Source organism: Devosia sp. Root413D1 (genome assembly GCF_001425235.1).
Taxonomy (GTDB): domain Bacteria; phylum Pseudomonadota; class Alphaproteobacteria; order Rhizobiales; family Devosiaceae; genus Devosia_A.
The window spans coordinates 485,696-499,574 of the sequence record NZ_LMEA01000009.1; the positions used below are offsets into that span (position 1 = coordinate 485,696).

General features: G+C 66.5%; 13 protein-coding genes. 8 read left to right on the forward strand and 5 right to left on the reverse strand.

Annotated features, from left to right (window positions below; translation table 11 throughout):
- The first annotated feature begins 4 nt into the window (after nucleotides 1–4).
- Nucleotides 5–772, forward strand: a complete 768-nt coding sequence (locus ASC89_RS14275; RefSeq protein WP_055876725.1) for a CbtA family protein — start codon at nucleotides 5–7, stop codon at nucleotides 770–772.
- On the forward strand, nucleotides 769–1,821 hold the full coding sequence (gene cobW, locus ASC89_RS14280; protein WP_055998835.1) for a cobalamin biosynthesis protein CobW: 1,053 nt from the start codon (nucleotides 769–771) through the stop codon (nucleotides 1,819–1,821). Before ASC89_RS14275 ends, cobW begins: the two co-directional genes overlap by 4 nt.
- Here cobW and ASC89_RS14285 read toward each other — a convergent pair.
- Nucleotides 1,818–3,017, reverse strand: coding sequence for an acyltransferase family protein (locus ASC89_RS14285; RefSeq protein WP_055998837.1), 1,200 nt, complete (start codon nucleotides 3,015–3,017; stop codon nucleotides 1,818–1,820). The genes cobW and ASC89_RS14285 overlap by 4 nt on opposite strands.
- A 152-nt stretch (nucleotides 3,018–3,169) precedes the next feature.
- Between ASC89_RS14285 and ASC89_RS14290 the strand changes: the two genes are divergently transcribed.
- The 4 genes from ASC89_RS14290 to cobO are packed head-to-tail and all read left to right on the forward strand — an operon-like array spanning nucleotide 3,170 to nucleotide 9,070.
- A complete protein-coding gene (locus ASC89_RS14290; RefSeq protein WP_055998839.1) occupies nucleotides 3,170–4,009 on the forward strand; it encodes a LytTR family DNA-binding domain-containing protein in 840 nt (279 codons plus the stop codon).
- Nucleotides 4,009–4,464: a hypothetical protein gene (locus ASC89_RS14295; RefSeq protein WP_055998841.1), complete on the forward strand. Its 456-nt coding sequence runs from the start codon at nucleotides 4,009–4,011 to the stop codon at nucleotides 4,462–4,464. Before ASC89_RS14290 ends, ASC89_RS14295 begins: the two co-directional genes overlap by 1 nt.
- Nucleotides 4,425–8,429 (forward strand): cobaltochelatase subunit CobN, encoded by a 4,005-nt coding sequence (locus ASC89_RS14300; RefSeq protein WP_244488466.1) that lies wholly within the window; start codon nucleotides 4,425–4,427, stop codon nucleotides 8,427–8,429. Before ASC89_RS14295 ends, ASC89_RS14300 begins: the two co-directional genes overlap by 40 nt.
- Nucleotides 8,429–9,070: a cob(I)yrinic acid a,c-diamide adenosyltransferase gene (gene cobO, locus ASC89_RS14305; protein WP_055998843.1), complete on the forward strand. Its 642-nt coding sequence runs from the start codon at nucleotides 8,429–8,431 to the stop codon at nucleotides 9,068–9,070. The genes ASC89_RS14300 and cobO overlap by 1 nt, the downstream gene beginning before the upstream one ends.
- 231 nt (nucleotides 9,071–9,301) lie before the next feature.
- On the opposite strand, the gene ASC89_RS14310 is transcribed toward cobO, so the two are convergent.
- The 3 genes from ASC89_RS14310 to ASC89_RS28815 all read right to left on the reverse strand — a co-directional run bounded on the left by ASC89_RS14310 (nucleotide 9,302) and on the right by ASC89_RS28815 (nucleotide 10,393).
- Nucleotides 9,302–9,547 (reverse strand): cupin domain-containing protein, encoded by a 246-nt coding sequence (locus ASC89_RS14310; RefSeq protein ID WP_244488467.1) that lies wholly within the window; start codon nucleotides 9,545–9,547, stop codon nucleotides 9,302–9,304.
- A gap of 85 nt (nucleotides 9,548–9,632) precedes the next feature.
- A complete protein-coding gene (locus ASC89_RS14315) occupies nucleotides 9,633–10,085 on the reverse strand; it encodes a hypothetical protein (protein WP_082527968.1) in 453 nt (150 codons plus the stop codon).
- Between the two features lie 137 nt (nucleotides 10,086–10,222).
- Nucleotides 10,223–10,393, reverse strand: a complete 171-nt coding sequence (locus ASC89_RS28815) for a hypothetical protein (RefSeq protein ID WP_176730404.1) — start codon at nucleotides 10,391–10,393, stop codon at nucleotides 10,223–10,225.
- Between the two features lie 216 nt (nucleotides 10,394–10,609).
- Here ASC89_RS28815 and ASC89_RS28715 point away from each other — a divergent pair, with 216 nt between their 5' ends.
- Entirely contained in the window at nucleotides 10,610–11,491 is an 882-nt protein-coding gene (locus ASC89_RS28715; RefSeq protein WP_162247944.1) for an ABC transporter substrate-binding protein, read from the forward strand.
- On the forward strand, nucleotides 11,484–12,791 hold the full coding sequence (locus ASC89_RS14325) for a dicarboxylate/amino acid:cation symporter (RefSeq protein WP_055998845.1): 1,308 nt from the start codon (nucleotides 11,484–11,486) through the stop codon (nucleotides 12,789–12,791). Before ASC89_RS28715 ends, ASC89_RS14325 begins: the two co-directional genes overlap by 8 nt.
- A 150-nt stretch (nucleotides 12,792–12,941) precedes the next feature.
- Here ASC89_RS14325 and ASC89_RS14330 read toward each other — a convergent pair whose 3' ends face one another.
- Entirely contained in the window at nucleotides 12,942–13,844 is a 903-nt protein-coding gene (locus tag ASC89_RS14330; RefSeq protein ID WP_055998847.1) for a cation diffusion facilitator family transporter, read from the reverse strand.
- Nucleotides 13,845–13,879: the final 35 nt, after the last annotated feature.

A 13,879-nucleotide genomic window follows, 5' to 3' on the forward strand; every position in this document is an offset into this window, starting at 1 on the left:
ATCGATGAAACTCTTCCAGCGAATCTTTTTCGCTGCGGTCCTTGCCGGACTCGCAGCCGGCTTGGCCATGAGCGCCGTGCAGCAATGGCGCGTCGCGCCGCTGATCCTCGCCGCCGAAGTCTACGAGAACGCCGCCCCCGAGGCGCCGGCCGTCGCCGAGCACAGCCACGAGGCCGGCACGCCCGCGCATGAGCATGCCGAAGCCGCGCCGGCCCACGAGCATGACGAAGACGCCTGGGCGCCGCAGGATGGCGCCGAGCGCATCGCCTACACCGTGCTGGCCAACCTCCTCGGCTGCATCGGCTTCGCCTTCGTGCTCGCTGCCGTCTCCGTGCTTTCCGGCATCGAGATCACCGCCCGCAATGGCGTGATCTGGGGGCTCAGTGGCTTCATCGCGTTGCAGCTCGCCCCGGCCCTTGGCCTGCCGCCGGAACTCCCCGGCATGCCCGCTGCAGATCTCGTCGCCCGCCAGGTCTGGTGGGTCGGCACTGCGCTCGCCACCGGCGCCGGCATCCTCGCCATCGCCAAGCTCCACAACTGGACCGGCATCGTCATTGCCGCCGTGCTGATCCTCGCGCCGCACGTCATCGGCGCACCGCAACTGGTCGGTGAACACGCCACCGCCGTCCCCGCCAATCTCGCGACCAGCTTCGCCGCGGCGACCCTCGCCACCGGCGCGCTGTTCTGGCTGATCGTCGGCCCGCTGTTCGGCTGGCTCAACGAGCGCCTCGCCAGATCTTCCGCCTTCGCCCTGAAAGGTGCCCACGCATGAGCAAGATCCCCGTTACCGTCATCACCGGCTTCCTCGGCGCCGGCAAGACCACCCTGGTCCGGCACCTCCTCGCCCATGCCAGGGGCAAACGCATCGCGCTGATCATCAACGAGTTTGGCGAGCTCGGCGTCGACAAGGAAATCCTCGCCGGCTGCGGTGATGAAACCTGCCGCGAAGAGGACATGATCGAGCTGAGCAATGGCTGCATCTGCTGCACCGTCGCCGACGAGTTCATCCCCACCATGCAGGCGCTGCTCGAGCGTGAGGATCGCCCCGACCACATCGTCATCGAGACCTCCGGCCTGGCGCTGCCGCAGCCGCTGATCCGCGCCTTCAACTGGCCCGAGATCAAGTCCGAGGTGACCATCGACGGCGTCGTCACCGTCGCCGACGCGGCGGCGCTCAGCGAAGGCCGCTTCGCCAATGACGAACAGGCGGTCGACGCGCTCCGTTCCGCCGACGCCATGCTCGACCACGAGACGCCGCTCGGCGAGCTGTTCGAGGATCAGCTGATCGCTGCCGACATGGTGATCCTCAACAAGGTCGACCTCGTCACCGACGCCCAGCTCGACACCATCGAAGCCCACCTCAAGGCCGAGATGCGTCCGGGCACCGGCGTGGTCCGCGCCCGCAACGGCCATGTCGATGTCGCGGCGCTGCTCGGCATGGGGCTCTCGACCGAAGACAACCTCGCCGGACGCGAGAGCCATCACGAGCTCGAGCACGGTGGCGAAGGCCACGAGCACGATGATTTCGATTCCTTCTCCGTCACCCTCGACGGCGTCACCAGCAAGGATCATCTGCTCCAAACCATCGAGGCGACCATCCGCGCCCATGACGTGCTCCGTCTCAAGGGTTTTGCCGCACTCCCCGGCGCCCCGGCCCGTCTCGCCATCCAGGCGGTTGGACCGCGCGTCTCCGCCTATTTCGACCGGCCGTGGAAGCCGGGCGAGGCGCGTCGGACCGCTCTGGTGGTGATCGGGGAATCGCCGCTCGACCATGCGGCGATCACCCGGAGCCTCGAGGGTGCCATCGCGGCTGCGGCCTAACTGGCGGCGACGACCTGTGACGCGGGCCGGATCGCTTCGGCCCGCCACGCCAGCCCGAACAGCGGGCGCAGCGGTGGCACGCGCTTGATCGCCTCGGTCAGCACCACGCAACCGACAACCGTTGCGACGGTGATGATGCCGGCCTCCAGTCCCACCGGCAGCAGCAGGCCGCCGACCCAGAACCCTACGGCCACGATGAGGGTCTGATGCAGGATGTAGTACGGGAACACCGCCTCGGTGAGGAAGCGCAGCACGGGACCGCTGCGGTTGAGGTAGCGCTGCGCCAGCCCCAGCATCGCAACGATCGCCGCCCACATGAACACCGTGCGCGCCAGCGTCATCAGCGTCGTGAGGCCCTCGTCGGCGCGCACCGTGCCCCAGTTGAGCCGGGCCACGGCCAGCACCAGCAGCAGCCCGAGAGAGAGGGTGATCGCCGAGCCGAGGTGCCGTTGCACCGCCCCCCAGAATGCCGGGCTTTTCGCCGCGAACCAGCCGATCAGCACGATGCTGAACAGCTCCGCATGGTTGGCCCAGTCATTGTAGAAGGCATGCGTCGAGGGGAAATGCGGCGCCAGCAGCCACTCGTAACAGAGGAACGGCAGCACCGGCGCCAGCAGCAGGCGCCAGCCCAGCGCGCCGCGCCCCAGCCAGCCGAACAGCGCCTCCGCCACCCCATCGAGCGCTCTGAGCAGCGGCAGCAGCGCCACCACGACCAGCGTGTAGGCAAGGATGTAGACCACGTACCACAGGTGGTTCCAGGTCGGCGTCAGGATCGAGAACTCCATGTCGAAGTCGAGATACTGGCCGTAGAACGCCCAGAAATCCGCGCCGGTCTCGCCCTTCCTGTAGAGCTCGAAATAGGCTTGTGGCGCGCACACCACCAGCATGCCGAAGACGATCGGCACGAACAGCCGCATGAAGCGCCGCGGCACGAACTGGCGCAGCCGGCTCCTGTCGATGGCGAAGCGCAGCGCTATGCCCGAGATGAGGAACAGCAGCGGCAGCCGCCACGGGTTGATCAGCGCCATCACCGGCTCCAGCCACGGCCCGGCATGCGGGCTTTTCACGTGCCAGCCCCACGTCACGTAGAACATGCCGATGTGGTAGAAGATCAGAAAACCGAAGGCGATGACGCGCAGCCAGTCGAGATCGTAGCGGCGCTCCGAACCGATGGCGGGAAGGGTCTCTGCTGACATGATGGCTCCAACCTCTGAGCGATTTGCGAGGTGTTCAGAGCTAGGGCAGGCCGCCGCCTTGTCCTATCGCGCTGGTGCGAGAGGCAGGCCGGTGGGACGAGCGGCGACGTGCGCCGGCGACCGTGGGGCCAGCGGCGGCCAATGGGTGACCAATGGCGGCTGATCTCACCGGCGAGGCCGCACTGGAGCGCCGTGTCGCCCGCCGCGTTTTCCTCATCATGACGCTGTTCCTGATCGCCATCGGCGTGCTCAACGCCCTCGGCATTCTCACCGAAGCGCAACGCGAGAGCCGAGTGCTCGACCCCCGCGTGCCGTTCATCCTCGAATTGACCAGCGTCCTCGCCATGGTGGCGCTGGCGCCACTGGTCATCCTGTTCGAGCGCCGTGTGCCGTTCACCGCGGAGACCTGGCGCTCGGCCCTGTTCTGGCACGCGCTCGGTAGCATCGTGTTTTCCCTGCTGCACATCGTGCTGTTCATCGCACTGCGTACCGTCGCCTTCGCCTCGATCCTCGGCATGAGCTACAGCTTCTTCACCGACCTGCCGACTGACCTGCTCTACGAGTACCGCAAGGACATCTTCCCTTACTCCGTGCTGATCCTGATGCTCGGGCTACAGCGCAGCCTCGAGGAGCATCGCCGCGAAGCCGAAGCGGCGCGGGCCGACGCCCGGCAGACCGGCAAGCTCACCCTCAAGGCCGGTGGCCGCACCATCTTCCTCGATGCCGCCTCGCTCGATTGGGCCAGCGCCGCCGGCAACTATGTCGAGATCCGCGCCAATGGCGCCACCCACCTCGCCCGCATCAGCCTGGCGGCGCTCGAGCAGCTGTTGAGCGATGCCGGCGTCGACGTCGCCCGGGTGCACCGCTCGCACCTCGTCAACCGCGCGAAGGTCCGCGAGATCGCGCCGGTCCGCGACGGCGATTTCACCATCCGCATGGCCGACGGCTCCGAACTCCGCGGCTCGCGCCGCTATCGCCAGGAGCTTGCATAATGGCCCGCAACATCTGGCTGTTCGTCGTCTCGCTGTTTATCGGCCCCGCCATCGGCGCCCTGGTGTTCTTCGCCTTCGCCGCCATCACCGACGGCATCATCGTGCATGCCGCCGGCCAGTCGGCGTCGAACTTCCTCGGCGAGAACTGGCCGATCATCCTCATCGCGGCCTATACCCTCGGCGCCATACCCGCTGCCATTTCCTCGGTCATCATCATGCTCGTCAGCCGCTTCCTGCCGCAGCTCTGGCAGCGCCTCGTCGCCGGCCCGGTGATCGGCGCCCTGGTCAGCGCCGCCGTCATCGGCCTCTTCCTGTTTTCCGACGACGTCAGCTCGGTCGATGATGTCATCATCATCAGCGGTGTGGCGCTCACCGGCGCCGTATCGGCGTTCTGCTGCGTCGGCCTGATCGAGCTTTGGCACCCGCTGCCGAAGCGCTCGGCTCCGGTGACCTGATGCACCTGCTCTCCGCCCAGGCCGGTGCCCTGCAACAGGAGGGCGAGGCCATCGACCTCGCCCAGTCCCCGGCGCCGATCATCTTCGCCTCCGCCGCCGACAGCGAACTGGCCATGCTCGCCGGCGCCGCCGATCGCGCCGGCATTTCCGAGCTGCGCCTCGCCAACCTCTTGCGGTTGAGCCACAACCTCTCGGTCGACCTGTGGCTCGAGCAGACCGTGCAGCACGCCAGCCTGGTCGTCGTCCGCCTGCTCGGCGGCCCGGCTTACTGGCAGTATGGCGTCGACGAGCTGACCGCCCTGGCGCTGAGCGGCAAGATCCAGCTCGCCCTCCTCCCCGGCGACGCCAACCCCGACCCGATCCTGCAACAGCGCTCCACCATCCATCCTGACGACTGGGCCAGGCTCCACAGCCTGTTCACCGCCGGCGGCCCGGACAATGCCGATACGCTGCTCAAGGCCTTCGCTGAGCTCGTGCAGTCGTCCTCCTCCCTCTCGCGGGGAGGCAAGGGTGGGGGGAGCCCCGCGCTCGAGCCGAGCAGTTCGGCGCCAAAACCCTTCCACCGCTTCGGCCTCTGGCACCCCAACCACGGCATGCTCGACGCGCTGCCGGCCTCGCCCAACCCGAACGTGCCCATCCTGTTCTACCGCGCTGCCCTCGAAGGCGCCGGCACCGGAACGCTCGAAGCCCTGATCGCCGAACTCGAAACCCGATCCGTCAATCCCGTCCCCATCGTCGTCTCGACGCTGAAGGAAGGCGCCTGTATCCGTTTCGTCCAGGCGGCCTTCGCCGCGTATCCGCCGAGCGTTATCCTCAACCTCACCGGCTTTGCCCTCGGCCTCGACGGCCTCGACGCCAAGCAGAACCCCTTCGCCGGCACCGACGCCCCAGTGATCCAGCTGCTGCAGGGTGGCCGCCCCGAGGCGCAGTGGGCCGCCGATATCCAGGGCCTCACGGCGAAGGATCTCGCCATGCAGGTGGTGCTGCCCGAGCTCGACGGCCGCATCGGCATGCTGCTGGTCGGCCATAAGCACGACGCCATCTGGCACGAGCGCACCCAATGCCCGCTCTCCGCCTACGCCCCCGACGCCGATGGCATCCGCCGCGCCGTCACGCTGGCCAAGAACTGGACGACGCTGCGGGCCACGCCGCGCGCCGATCGGCGGGTTGCGGTGGTCCTCGCCAACTACCCCATCCGCGACGGCCGCCTGGCCAACGGGGTGGGCTATGACGCGCCGCAGTCGACGGTGGAGATTTTGAAGGTTCTTGAGGGAGCGGGGTATCGCTTCGGCCCCTCACCCGGCGCTGCGCGCCACCCTCTCCCTCAAGGGGAGAGGGGCGATGTGGCACGATCCAGCCCCGGCCTTCCCTCTCCCCTTGAGGGAGAGGGTGCCTCGCGTAGCGAGGCGGGTGAGGGGCAGTTTCCGCACGACGGCAACGACCTGATTGCCTTGCTCCAAGCCGGCCCCACCAACGCCCATCCGGAGCGCGGCACCGGCATCCCGTTTCCCGTGAATCGCTACCGTGAGCTGTTCGCCACGCTCCCGGCCAAGATCCAGTCGGAAGTCACCGCCCGCTGGGGCGACCCTGCTGCCGATCCGTTCGTGCGTGGCGACGGCGCTAAATGCGCCTTCCATCTCCCGGCGATCCGCCTCGGCAACGTCGCCATCCTGGTCCAGCCGGCCCGCGGCTATCATCTCGACGAGACCGCCAGCTATCACGATCCGGACCTCGTGCCGCCACACGGCTATCTTGCTGCCTATCTCTGGCTGCGGCACGAGTTTGCGGCCCATGCCGTGATCCACAACGGCAAGCACGGCAATCTCGAGTGGCTTCCCGGCAAGGCCACCGCGCTCGACGCCGCGTCCTATCCCGCCGCGCTCTGGGCCGAGCTGCCGCAGCTCTACCCGTTCATCGTCAACGATCCGGGCGAGGGCACCCAGGCTAAGCGCCGCACCGGCGCGGTGATCATCGATCATCTGGTGCCGCCGCTGACCCGCGCCGAAACCTACGGCCCGCTCAAGGACCTCGAAGCGCTGCTCGACGAGTATTATGCCGCCTCCGGCATGGACCGCCGCCGCCTCGCCGGGCTCAGGAAACGCATCTTCGATTTCACCCGCGACGCGCGCCTAGACCGCGATATCGGTCTCGTCCCGGATGAGTTCGAAACGCTGAAGCGCATCGACACCTTCCTCTGCGACCTGAAGGAAGCCCAGATCCGCGATGGCCTCCACATCTTCGGCCAATCCCCCACCGGCCGCCTCGAGCGCGACCTGATCGTCGCGCTCGCCCGAGTGCCGCGTGGAGAGACGGCGGGCGAAGCATCGCTCATCCGCGCCCTCGCCGACGACCTGAAACTCGGCTTCGACCCGCTGACCGCCGATCTAGGCGCGCCATGGACCGGGCCGGTGCCCGCTGCTCCCCCCCTCCCAACCTCCCCCGCAAGGGGGGAGGTGCTGTCCGGTGCAGTCGGCACGATCCTGCCACAAACACCGGCCGGCACCCTCCCCCTTGCGGGGAGGGTTGGGGAGGGGGGCGCCCCTCGCACCGTCGGCGATATCGTCGAGTATCTCGAAGCGTTAGCTGTCGAACTCGTCAGCGGTCGCGCTCCCGATCCAGACTGGCACGCAACTGCGGCCGTACTCGAAACGATAGAACACGTTATCCGCCCCCGCCTCGCCGCTTCCGGCCCGAACGAGATCGCTTCCCTCCTCCTCGGCCTCGACGGCCGGTTCGTCCCGCCCGGTCCCTCCGGCGCGCCGTCGCGTGGCCGCCTCGACGTGCTGCCCACCGGACGGAACTTCTACTCCGTCGATATCCGGGCGGTGCCCACCCCCACCGCCTGGGAGCTCGGCCGGAAGTCGGCGGAAAACCTGCTGGTCCGCCACTTCCAGGATCACGGCACGCCGCTACGCTCGCTCGCGCTTTCCGTCTGGGGCACCGCCAATATGCGCACCGGCGGTGACGACGTCGCCCAGGCCCTCGCCTTCATCGGCGCCAAACCGGTTTGGGACCCGTCTTCGCTCCGCCTCTCCGGCTACGAGATCATGCCGCTGGCGAAGCTCGGGCGGCCGCGTGTCGACGTGACCCTCCGCATCTCGGGCTTCTTCCGCGACGCTTTCCCCGCCCAGATCGCGCTGTTCGACAAGGCCGTCCGCGCCATCGGGGCCCTCGACGAGCCCGAGGACCAGAACCCGATTGCCGCCCGCATGCGCACCGACGCGCTGGAATTGATGAGATCCGGCGCTGACGATCGCACCGCAGCCCTCAGCGCCGGCCACCGCGTCTTCGGCTCGAAACCCGGCGCCTATGGTGCGGGCCTGCAGGGCCTGATGGATTCGGGCAACTGGGAGAGCAAGGCCAACCTCGCCGAGGCCTTTCTCAACTGGGGCCAATACGCCTATGGCGCCAATGCCGATGGCACGCCCGAGCGCGATCGTTTCGCTGCACGCCTCTCCAACATCGAGGCGGTGGTCCACAACCAGGACAATCGCGAGCACGACCTGCTCGACAGCGATGATTACTACCAGTTCGAGGGTGGCCTCGCCGTCACCGCCGAGAGCCTGACCGGCCGGGCTCCCGCCGCTTATCACAACGATCACTCGCGCCCCGAGCGGCCGATCGCCCGCACGCTGGCCGAGGAGATTTCGCGGGTCGTGCGCTCCCGCGTCGTCAATCCGAAATGGATCGATGGGGTGAAGCGCCATGGCTATAAGGGCGCCTTCGAGATCATCGCCACCGTCGACTATATGTTCGCCTTCGCTGCGACGACCGGCGCGGTGCAGACTCACCATTTCGATCTCGCCTTCGAGGCCTTCGTCGAAGACGATGCGACGCGTGGGTTCATCGAGGCCAACAACCGCTTCGGCTATGACGAGCTGATCGAAAAGTTCAACGAAGCCCGCCGGCGCGGCTTCTGGACCCCACGTTCCAATTCCGCTTTCGCCTATCTCGAGGACACTTGATGACCGACAAAGCCCCCAAGAAGACCGACCTGATGAGCGAAGCCGAGCGCGACGCCTATCACGCCGAAAAGATGCGGAAGAAGAAGGAGGCGCGGAACAAGATCCTCGCCACCAAGACCGAGGAGCGCGGCCTGCTCATCGTCCATACCGGCAAGGGCAAGGGCAAGTCGACCGCCGCCTTCGGCATGGTGTTCCGCGCCATCGGCCACGGCTTCAAGGTCGGTGTGGTGCAGTTCGTCAAGGGCGCCTGGAGCACCGGTGAGCGCGATGTGCTCGACAGGTTTCCCGACCAGGTGACCATCAAGGCGATGGGCGAGGGCTTTACCTGGGACACCCAGGATCGCCAGCGCGATCTCGCCGCCGCTCGCGGCGCCTGGGAAATGGCCAAGGAACTGATCGCCGACGAGCGCTACAAGCTCATCCTGCTCGACGAGCTCAACATCGTGCTGCGCTACGACTACCTGCCGCTCGACGAAGTGCTCGAGGTGCTGCGCAACAAGCCGCGTGACACCCACGTCATCGTCACCGGCCGCAATGCCAAGGACGAGATCATCGAATTGGCTGACCTCGTCACCGAAATGACCGAGATCAAGCACCCGTTCCGCTCTGGGGTGAAGGCGCAGGCGGGGATCGAGTTTTAGCGGGCGCGCCGCACGCACCGGCCCCATCTCCCCTCGGCGGGGGAGAAAGCGAAAACTTGGGCTTAGCGCAGCTAAGTCCTTAGTTTTCGCCAGAGAGGGGGTCGCGAGGAGGCACTGTGGCTCCGCATCCCCTCTCTTGCGATTTCTAAGGGCCTAGCGAGGGCTAAGCCCTTAGAAATCGCTTTCTCTCCCGCAAGGGGAGAGATGATTGAGAGGCCGGTGGATGCCCTCTCACTCCAGCCACCGCGTATCGAATTTCGGGTTGGCGTGGATGTGGATGCTCTTCATCGGGCCGAGCGTCCTGAACTTGTGCGGGATGTTTGCCGGCACCACCAGGATCTGGCCCGGCCCGGCCTCGAGCTCCTCGTCGCCCACCGTGAACACCGCCCGGCCCGCCTCGATGATGAAGGTCTCGGGGTAGGGATGGGTGTGGAGTCGCGGGCCGGCTCCCGCGTCGACGCTGTCGTGGAGAATCACCGTGACATTGGCCTCGCCGCCTTCCCATTCGCCCGACTGGCGGGTGGGTGCCTGGCCCAGTCCTCGCGTTGGTAGACCCGCGCCATCAGCACCCTCCTTTGAGGCTCCGCACCAACTGCTCCACCACCGGCTCCAGCTTGCCGAGGTCCACCGCCGAGTATTCCAGCTGGAAAGCCGCATAGGCGCCATCGCAAAGCGCGATCATCCGCTGGTAGAGGATGCGCTTGCCCTGCGCCCCCGAAAAGCTCGCCCAGCTCGGCGTCACCGCTTCATAGCTGATATTCCAGCCGTCAGCCTCGGCGAAGCCCTTGGCCGAGGCGACGGCGTCTTCGAAGCTGTCCTCGGTGATATTGCCGCCCCATACCAGGAGCTTGCTGGCGCCGCCGCGAAAGGCGCGGCCGTCGCCATTGTCGGCCTCCTTGCCCCACTCGAAGCCCGGCGGCACGTCGATGGTGTAGCCGAAGCGGGCATTGTCATATTGGCCCCAATCGGTGGCAAGCACCGGGGCGGCCACCGGGGCGGCAAGGGCGATGAGCATCAGGCAAATCAAAAGGCGCATGGCGGCGAGGATCGCTCGCCATGCGCCGGCCTGCAACCTCAAACCCGGCGGCGCTTTCAGGAAAGCTTGCAGACCTTTCCGCTTCGAAAGCGCGACAGAGTCAAGGACCGAGGGGCTCAGGCGCCCTTCATCATCACCGCGGCGGCGAGCACGATGAACGCGACGATCAGAATCCAGAACGCGTAGGCACTGACGAACGGTATCGAGACGAGGGCGCCGAGCAACGCGATGACTGCGATGACGACGGCGACGATGAACATGGTCTGGCTAGGCGCATTGAGAGTCATGAAAGATCTCCTGGGTCATGCACACCGGGAGACCTTAGGCGCGCCGCTGAATCGCGGCCATGCCACGCCCGGGGCTTTGCACAGCTTGTGCGGGTCCCGACCGCGTCGCCCTTAACCCAGCTAAGTACTCGCCGGCAAAAGTCGATTTTCATTGTCGGGCTAACAATTCGGCGACAATATCCCCCTAGGGTGCGTGCCGCCTTGGGGGCCCTAGCAGTGTCTACACCCAGATTGGAGCGGTCCATCCGCGCCATAACCCTGTTTACCATTGGCTGCCTGCTGGCGGCCTTGTTTGCGTTGCCGTCGCCGCCGGCCTACGCGCAATCCTCCGCCATCGCCCGCATTCAGGCGACCGGCAAGCTCACCGTCGCGGTGTTTTTCGAGGATGTGGTGCCGTTCTTCTATGTCGGCCCGGAGGGCAAGCTGGTCGGCGTCGACCCCGCCATCGCCGAGGACATTGCCGAAAAGCTCGGCGTGACGCTGGAGTACAACCGCGCCGCCACCACCTTCGATGGACTGATCGACGAAGTGGTCGAAGGTCGCGCCGACATGGCGATCAGCCTGTTGAGCGATACGCTCGAGCGCGCCGCGCGCGCCAGCTTCTCTCAGAGCTATGTCAGCGTCCGCCAGTTCCTGTTGATCAATCGCCTGCAGCTCGGCCGTCTCGTCGCCGCCGATCCCGAGCGCGCCAATGACATCCCGGCGCTGCTCAACAATCCGCAGTCGCGCATCGGCGTCATCGATGGCACCTCCTATGTCGGTTTCGTCGCCGAGGATTTTCCGGAAGCGCAGAATGTTGCCTTCAACACCTGGGCCGAAATGCTTGCCGCGGTGAAATCCGGCGACCTGGTGGCGCTGATGTATGACGAGATCGAGATCGGCAACTGGCGGCTCGCCGATTCCGCCGGCGCCGTCGAGCTGCGGCCCTACCACCTTGCCGGCCATCCCGACACCATCGCCATCGCCATGCCGCCCGGCAATACCGACCTCAAGGCCTGGGTCGATCTCTACCTCACCAAGGCCAAGGGCAATGGCTTTCTCGATGGCGTGCTCAACACCTATCTCTACTCCAAGGACAGGGCGCTGATCGATGGCTGAGGTCTTGAAGGGCCGCCTCGGGCGGCTGCTCCTCCACCCCCTCGCAATCTTCAGCGGGCTCATTGCCGGCGGTGTGCTGGGCTGGCTGGATAAGGGCCAGATGCCGGTCATCGGCACGCTCGGCGATATCTACATTCGCCTCCTACAGATGTGCGTCATCCCGCTGCTGTTCACCGCGGTCGCCACCAGTCTCAGCCGGCTGTTCCTCGATGGCGCCGCCAATCGCTACTTCACCCGCCTGGTGCTGCTGATCATCGGTGGCCTTGCCGTCGCCGGGGCGCTCGGTGTCGCGCTGGGCTATTGGGGCCAGCCCGGCGGCGAGCTGCAGCTCGCGGCGCGCGAGGTCATCGGCAAGGTGATCTTCACCGCCGAAGCGGCCGGCACCGGCGTCGACCCGGCGCACAGCCAGGGCGTGTTCGCCGACCTGGTGGTCGGCATGTTCCCCGAGAACATTTTCGGTGCGCTGACCACCGGCAACAAGATCGCCATCCTGATGTTCGCCGTGCTGTTCGGCGTGGCGCTCGGCTCCATCGCGCGGGAGAAATCCGAGCGCGCCACGGCGCTGCTCGAGGCGTTCTACGACACTTTCATCAAGATCATCGAATGGCTGATGTACGTGCTGCCGTTCGGCCTGTTCTGCCTTGCCTACAGCCAGGTTTCAGCCGTCGGGCTCGACGTGCTGTTCGCCATGACCAAGCTGGTGATCTTCATCTATGCCGGCGCCATCGTGCTAATCGCGCTCTACTCGGTGCTGATCTGGTGGCGTGTCGGCGGCAGCTATCTCGCGACGCTCGGCGCGATGCGCGAAACGGTGGTCGTCGCCTTCGGCACCTCCAGCAGCTACGCCTCGATCCCCTCGGCGCTGCGCGGCCTCAAGGAGGGGCTGCGGCTCGATCGGCGGGTCGTCGATCTGGCGCTGCCGCTCGGCATCACCCTCAATCCACCCGGCTCGACCTTCCACTTCGCCCTCGCGACGCTGTTTCTCGCCAACCTCTACGGGCTGGCGCTCGACCCAGGGCAGATGGTGTTCGTGCTGTTCGGCGCCATGCTGGCCGGCGTCGCCGCCACCGGGGCGCCCGGTGTCGCAGCTTTATCGATGATCTCGATCATCCTCGTGCCGCTCGGCCTGCCGGTCGAGGTGGCGATCATCCTCCTCGTTGCCATCGACCCGATCGTCGACCCGATTCTCACCGTGGTGAACGTCCAGGGCAATGCCGCGACGACCGCGCTGCTGGCGGGGAAGCCGGAGCGAGGGGCGGATTTGCCAACTACACCTACAGCGCCGGTGCGGCCTTTGTAGCTACGAACGATCTTACCTACCCACCGGCGTCATCCCCGCGAAGGCGGGGACCCGGTGGGATGTTTCACCGTCCACCGATGCGGCGAGACCGCACTAGGTTCCCGCCTGCGCGGGAATGACATCGTATGTGTGGCCCGAAGAGCTAACCCCTCACACCACCACGATGCCCGAGTGCTTGGCCTTGTTCTCGGGCTCGACATGGATGGTGATCTGCGCCCGCTCCACTGCCTCGCGGAGCTTCAATTCGATGCCGTCGCAGATCGCATGCGCTGCCTCAACGCTCATCGTGCCCGGCACCACCAGGTGAAAGTCGATGAAGGTCATGGCGCCGGCCTGCCGGGTGCGGATGTCATGCGCTTCGAGCGCCCCATCGGCATTGGCCGAGATGATTTCGCGGATCTGGTTGAGCAGCTTTGGCTCCACCGCCACGTCCATCAGGCCAATGACACTCTGCTTGATCAGCTCCCAGCCCGACCACAGGATCGCCAAGCCGACCAGCGCCGCAAGGATCGCATCGAGCTGCACGAAGCCGGTCGCCGCCGCCAGCAGCACGCCGATCAGGACGCCCAGCGTCGAGACCACATCGGTCCACAGGTGCCTGCCATCGGCGATCAGCGCCGGCGATTGCTCCTCGCGGCCACGGCGCGACAGCCACCAGGCCCAGCCGGCATTAATGCCGGTCGCCAGCACGCTGACGCTGAGGCCCAGCGGATCGAGCTTGAACTCGCGCGGGTTGATGAAGCCGTAATAGGCCTCGCGGAAGATCAGCAGCGCCGCCACCGCGATGAAGATGCCGATCACCACGGCCGAAAAATACTCGGCCTTGTAATAGCCATAGGGCAGGCTGGCATCGGCCGGGCGCGCTGCGAGCCGCACCGCGATCAGCGCCACGATCGCCGTCACCACGTTGACCACGCTTTCCAGCGCATCCGAGAACAGCGCGATCGAGCCGGTCGCCCAGGCGGCATAGCCCTTCAGCGCCAGCACCAGGATGCCGACCACGAGGCTGCCATAGGCGACGCGCACCGCCAGATTTGAAGAACCGCTTGCCATCAGCGGCCAATAGCCGAGCCCTTTCGCGCTGGCAA

What these genes read in the sequence shown, in the direction of transcription:
- ASC89_RS14275 (WP_055876725.1), top strand. Translation starts at nt 5, where the DNA reads ATGAAACTCTTCCAGCGAATCTTTTTCGCTGCGGTCCTTGCCGGACTC.
- cobW (WP_055998835.1), top strand. Translation starts at nt 769, where the DNA reads ATGAGCAAGATCCCCGTTACCGTCATCACCGGCTTCCTCGGCGCCGGC.
- ASC89_RS14285 (WP_055998837.1), bottom strand. Translation starts at nt 3,017, where the DNA reads ATGTCAGCAGAGACCCTTCCCGCCATCGGTTCGGAGCGCCGCTACGAT.
- ASC89_RS14290 (WP_055998839.1), top strand. Translation starts at nt 3,170, where the DNA reads ATGGCGGCTGATCTCACCGGCGAGGCCGCACTGGAGCGCCGTGTCGCC.
- ASC89_RS14295 (WP_055998841.1), top strand. Translation starts at nt 4,009, where the DNA reads ATGGCCCGCAACATCTGGCTGTTCGTCGTCTCGCTGTTTATCGGCCCC.
- cobO (WP_055998843.1), top strand. Translation starts at nt 8,429, where the DNA reads ATGACCGACAAAGCCCCCAAGAAGACCGACCTGATGAGCGAAGCCGAG.
- ASC89_RS14315 (WP_082527968.1), bottom strand. Translation starts at nt 10,085, where the DNA reads ATGCTCATCGCCCTTGCCGCCCCGGTGGCCGCCCCGGTGCTTGCCACC.
- ASC89_RS28815 (WP_176730404.1), bottom strand. Translation starts at nt 10,393, where the DNA reads ATGACTCTCAATGCGCCTAGCCAGACCATGTTCATCGTCGCCGTCGTC.
- ASC89_RS14325 (WP_055998845.1), top strand. Translation starts at nt 11,484, where the DNA reads ATGGCTGAGGTCTTGAAGGGCCGCCTCGGGCGGCTGCTCCTCCACCCC.
- ASC89_RS14330 (WP_055998847.1), bottom strand. Translation starts at nt 13,844, where the DNA reads ATGGCAAGCGGTTCTTCAAATCTGGCGGTGCGCGTCGCCTATGGCAGC.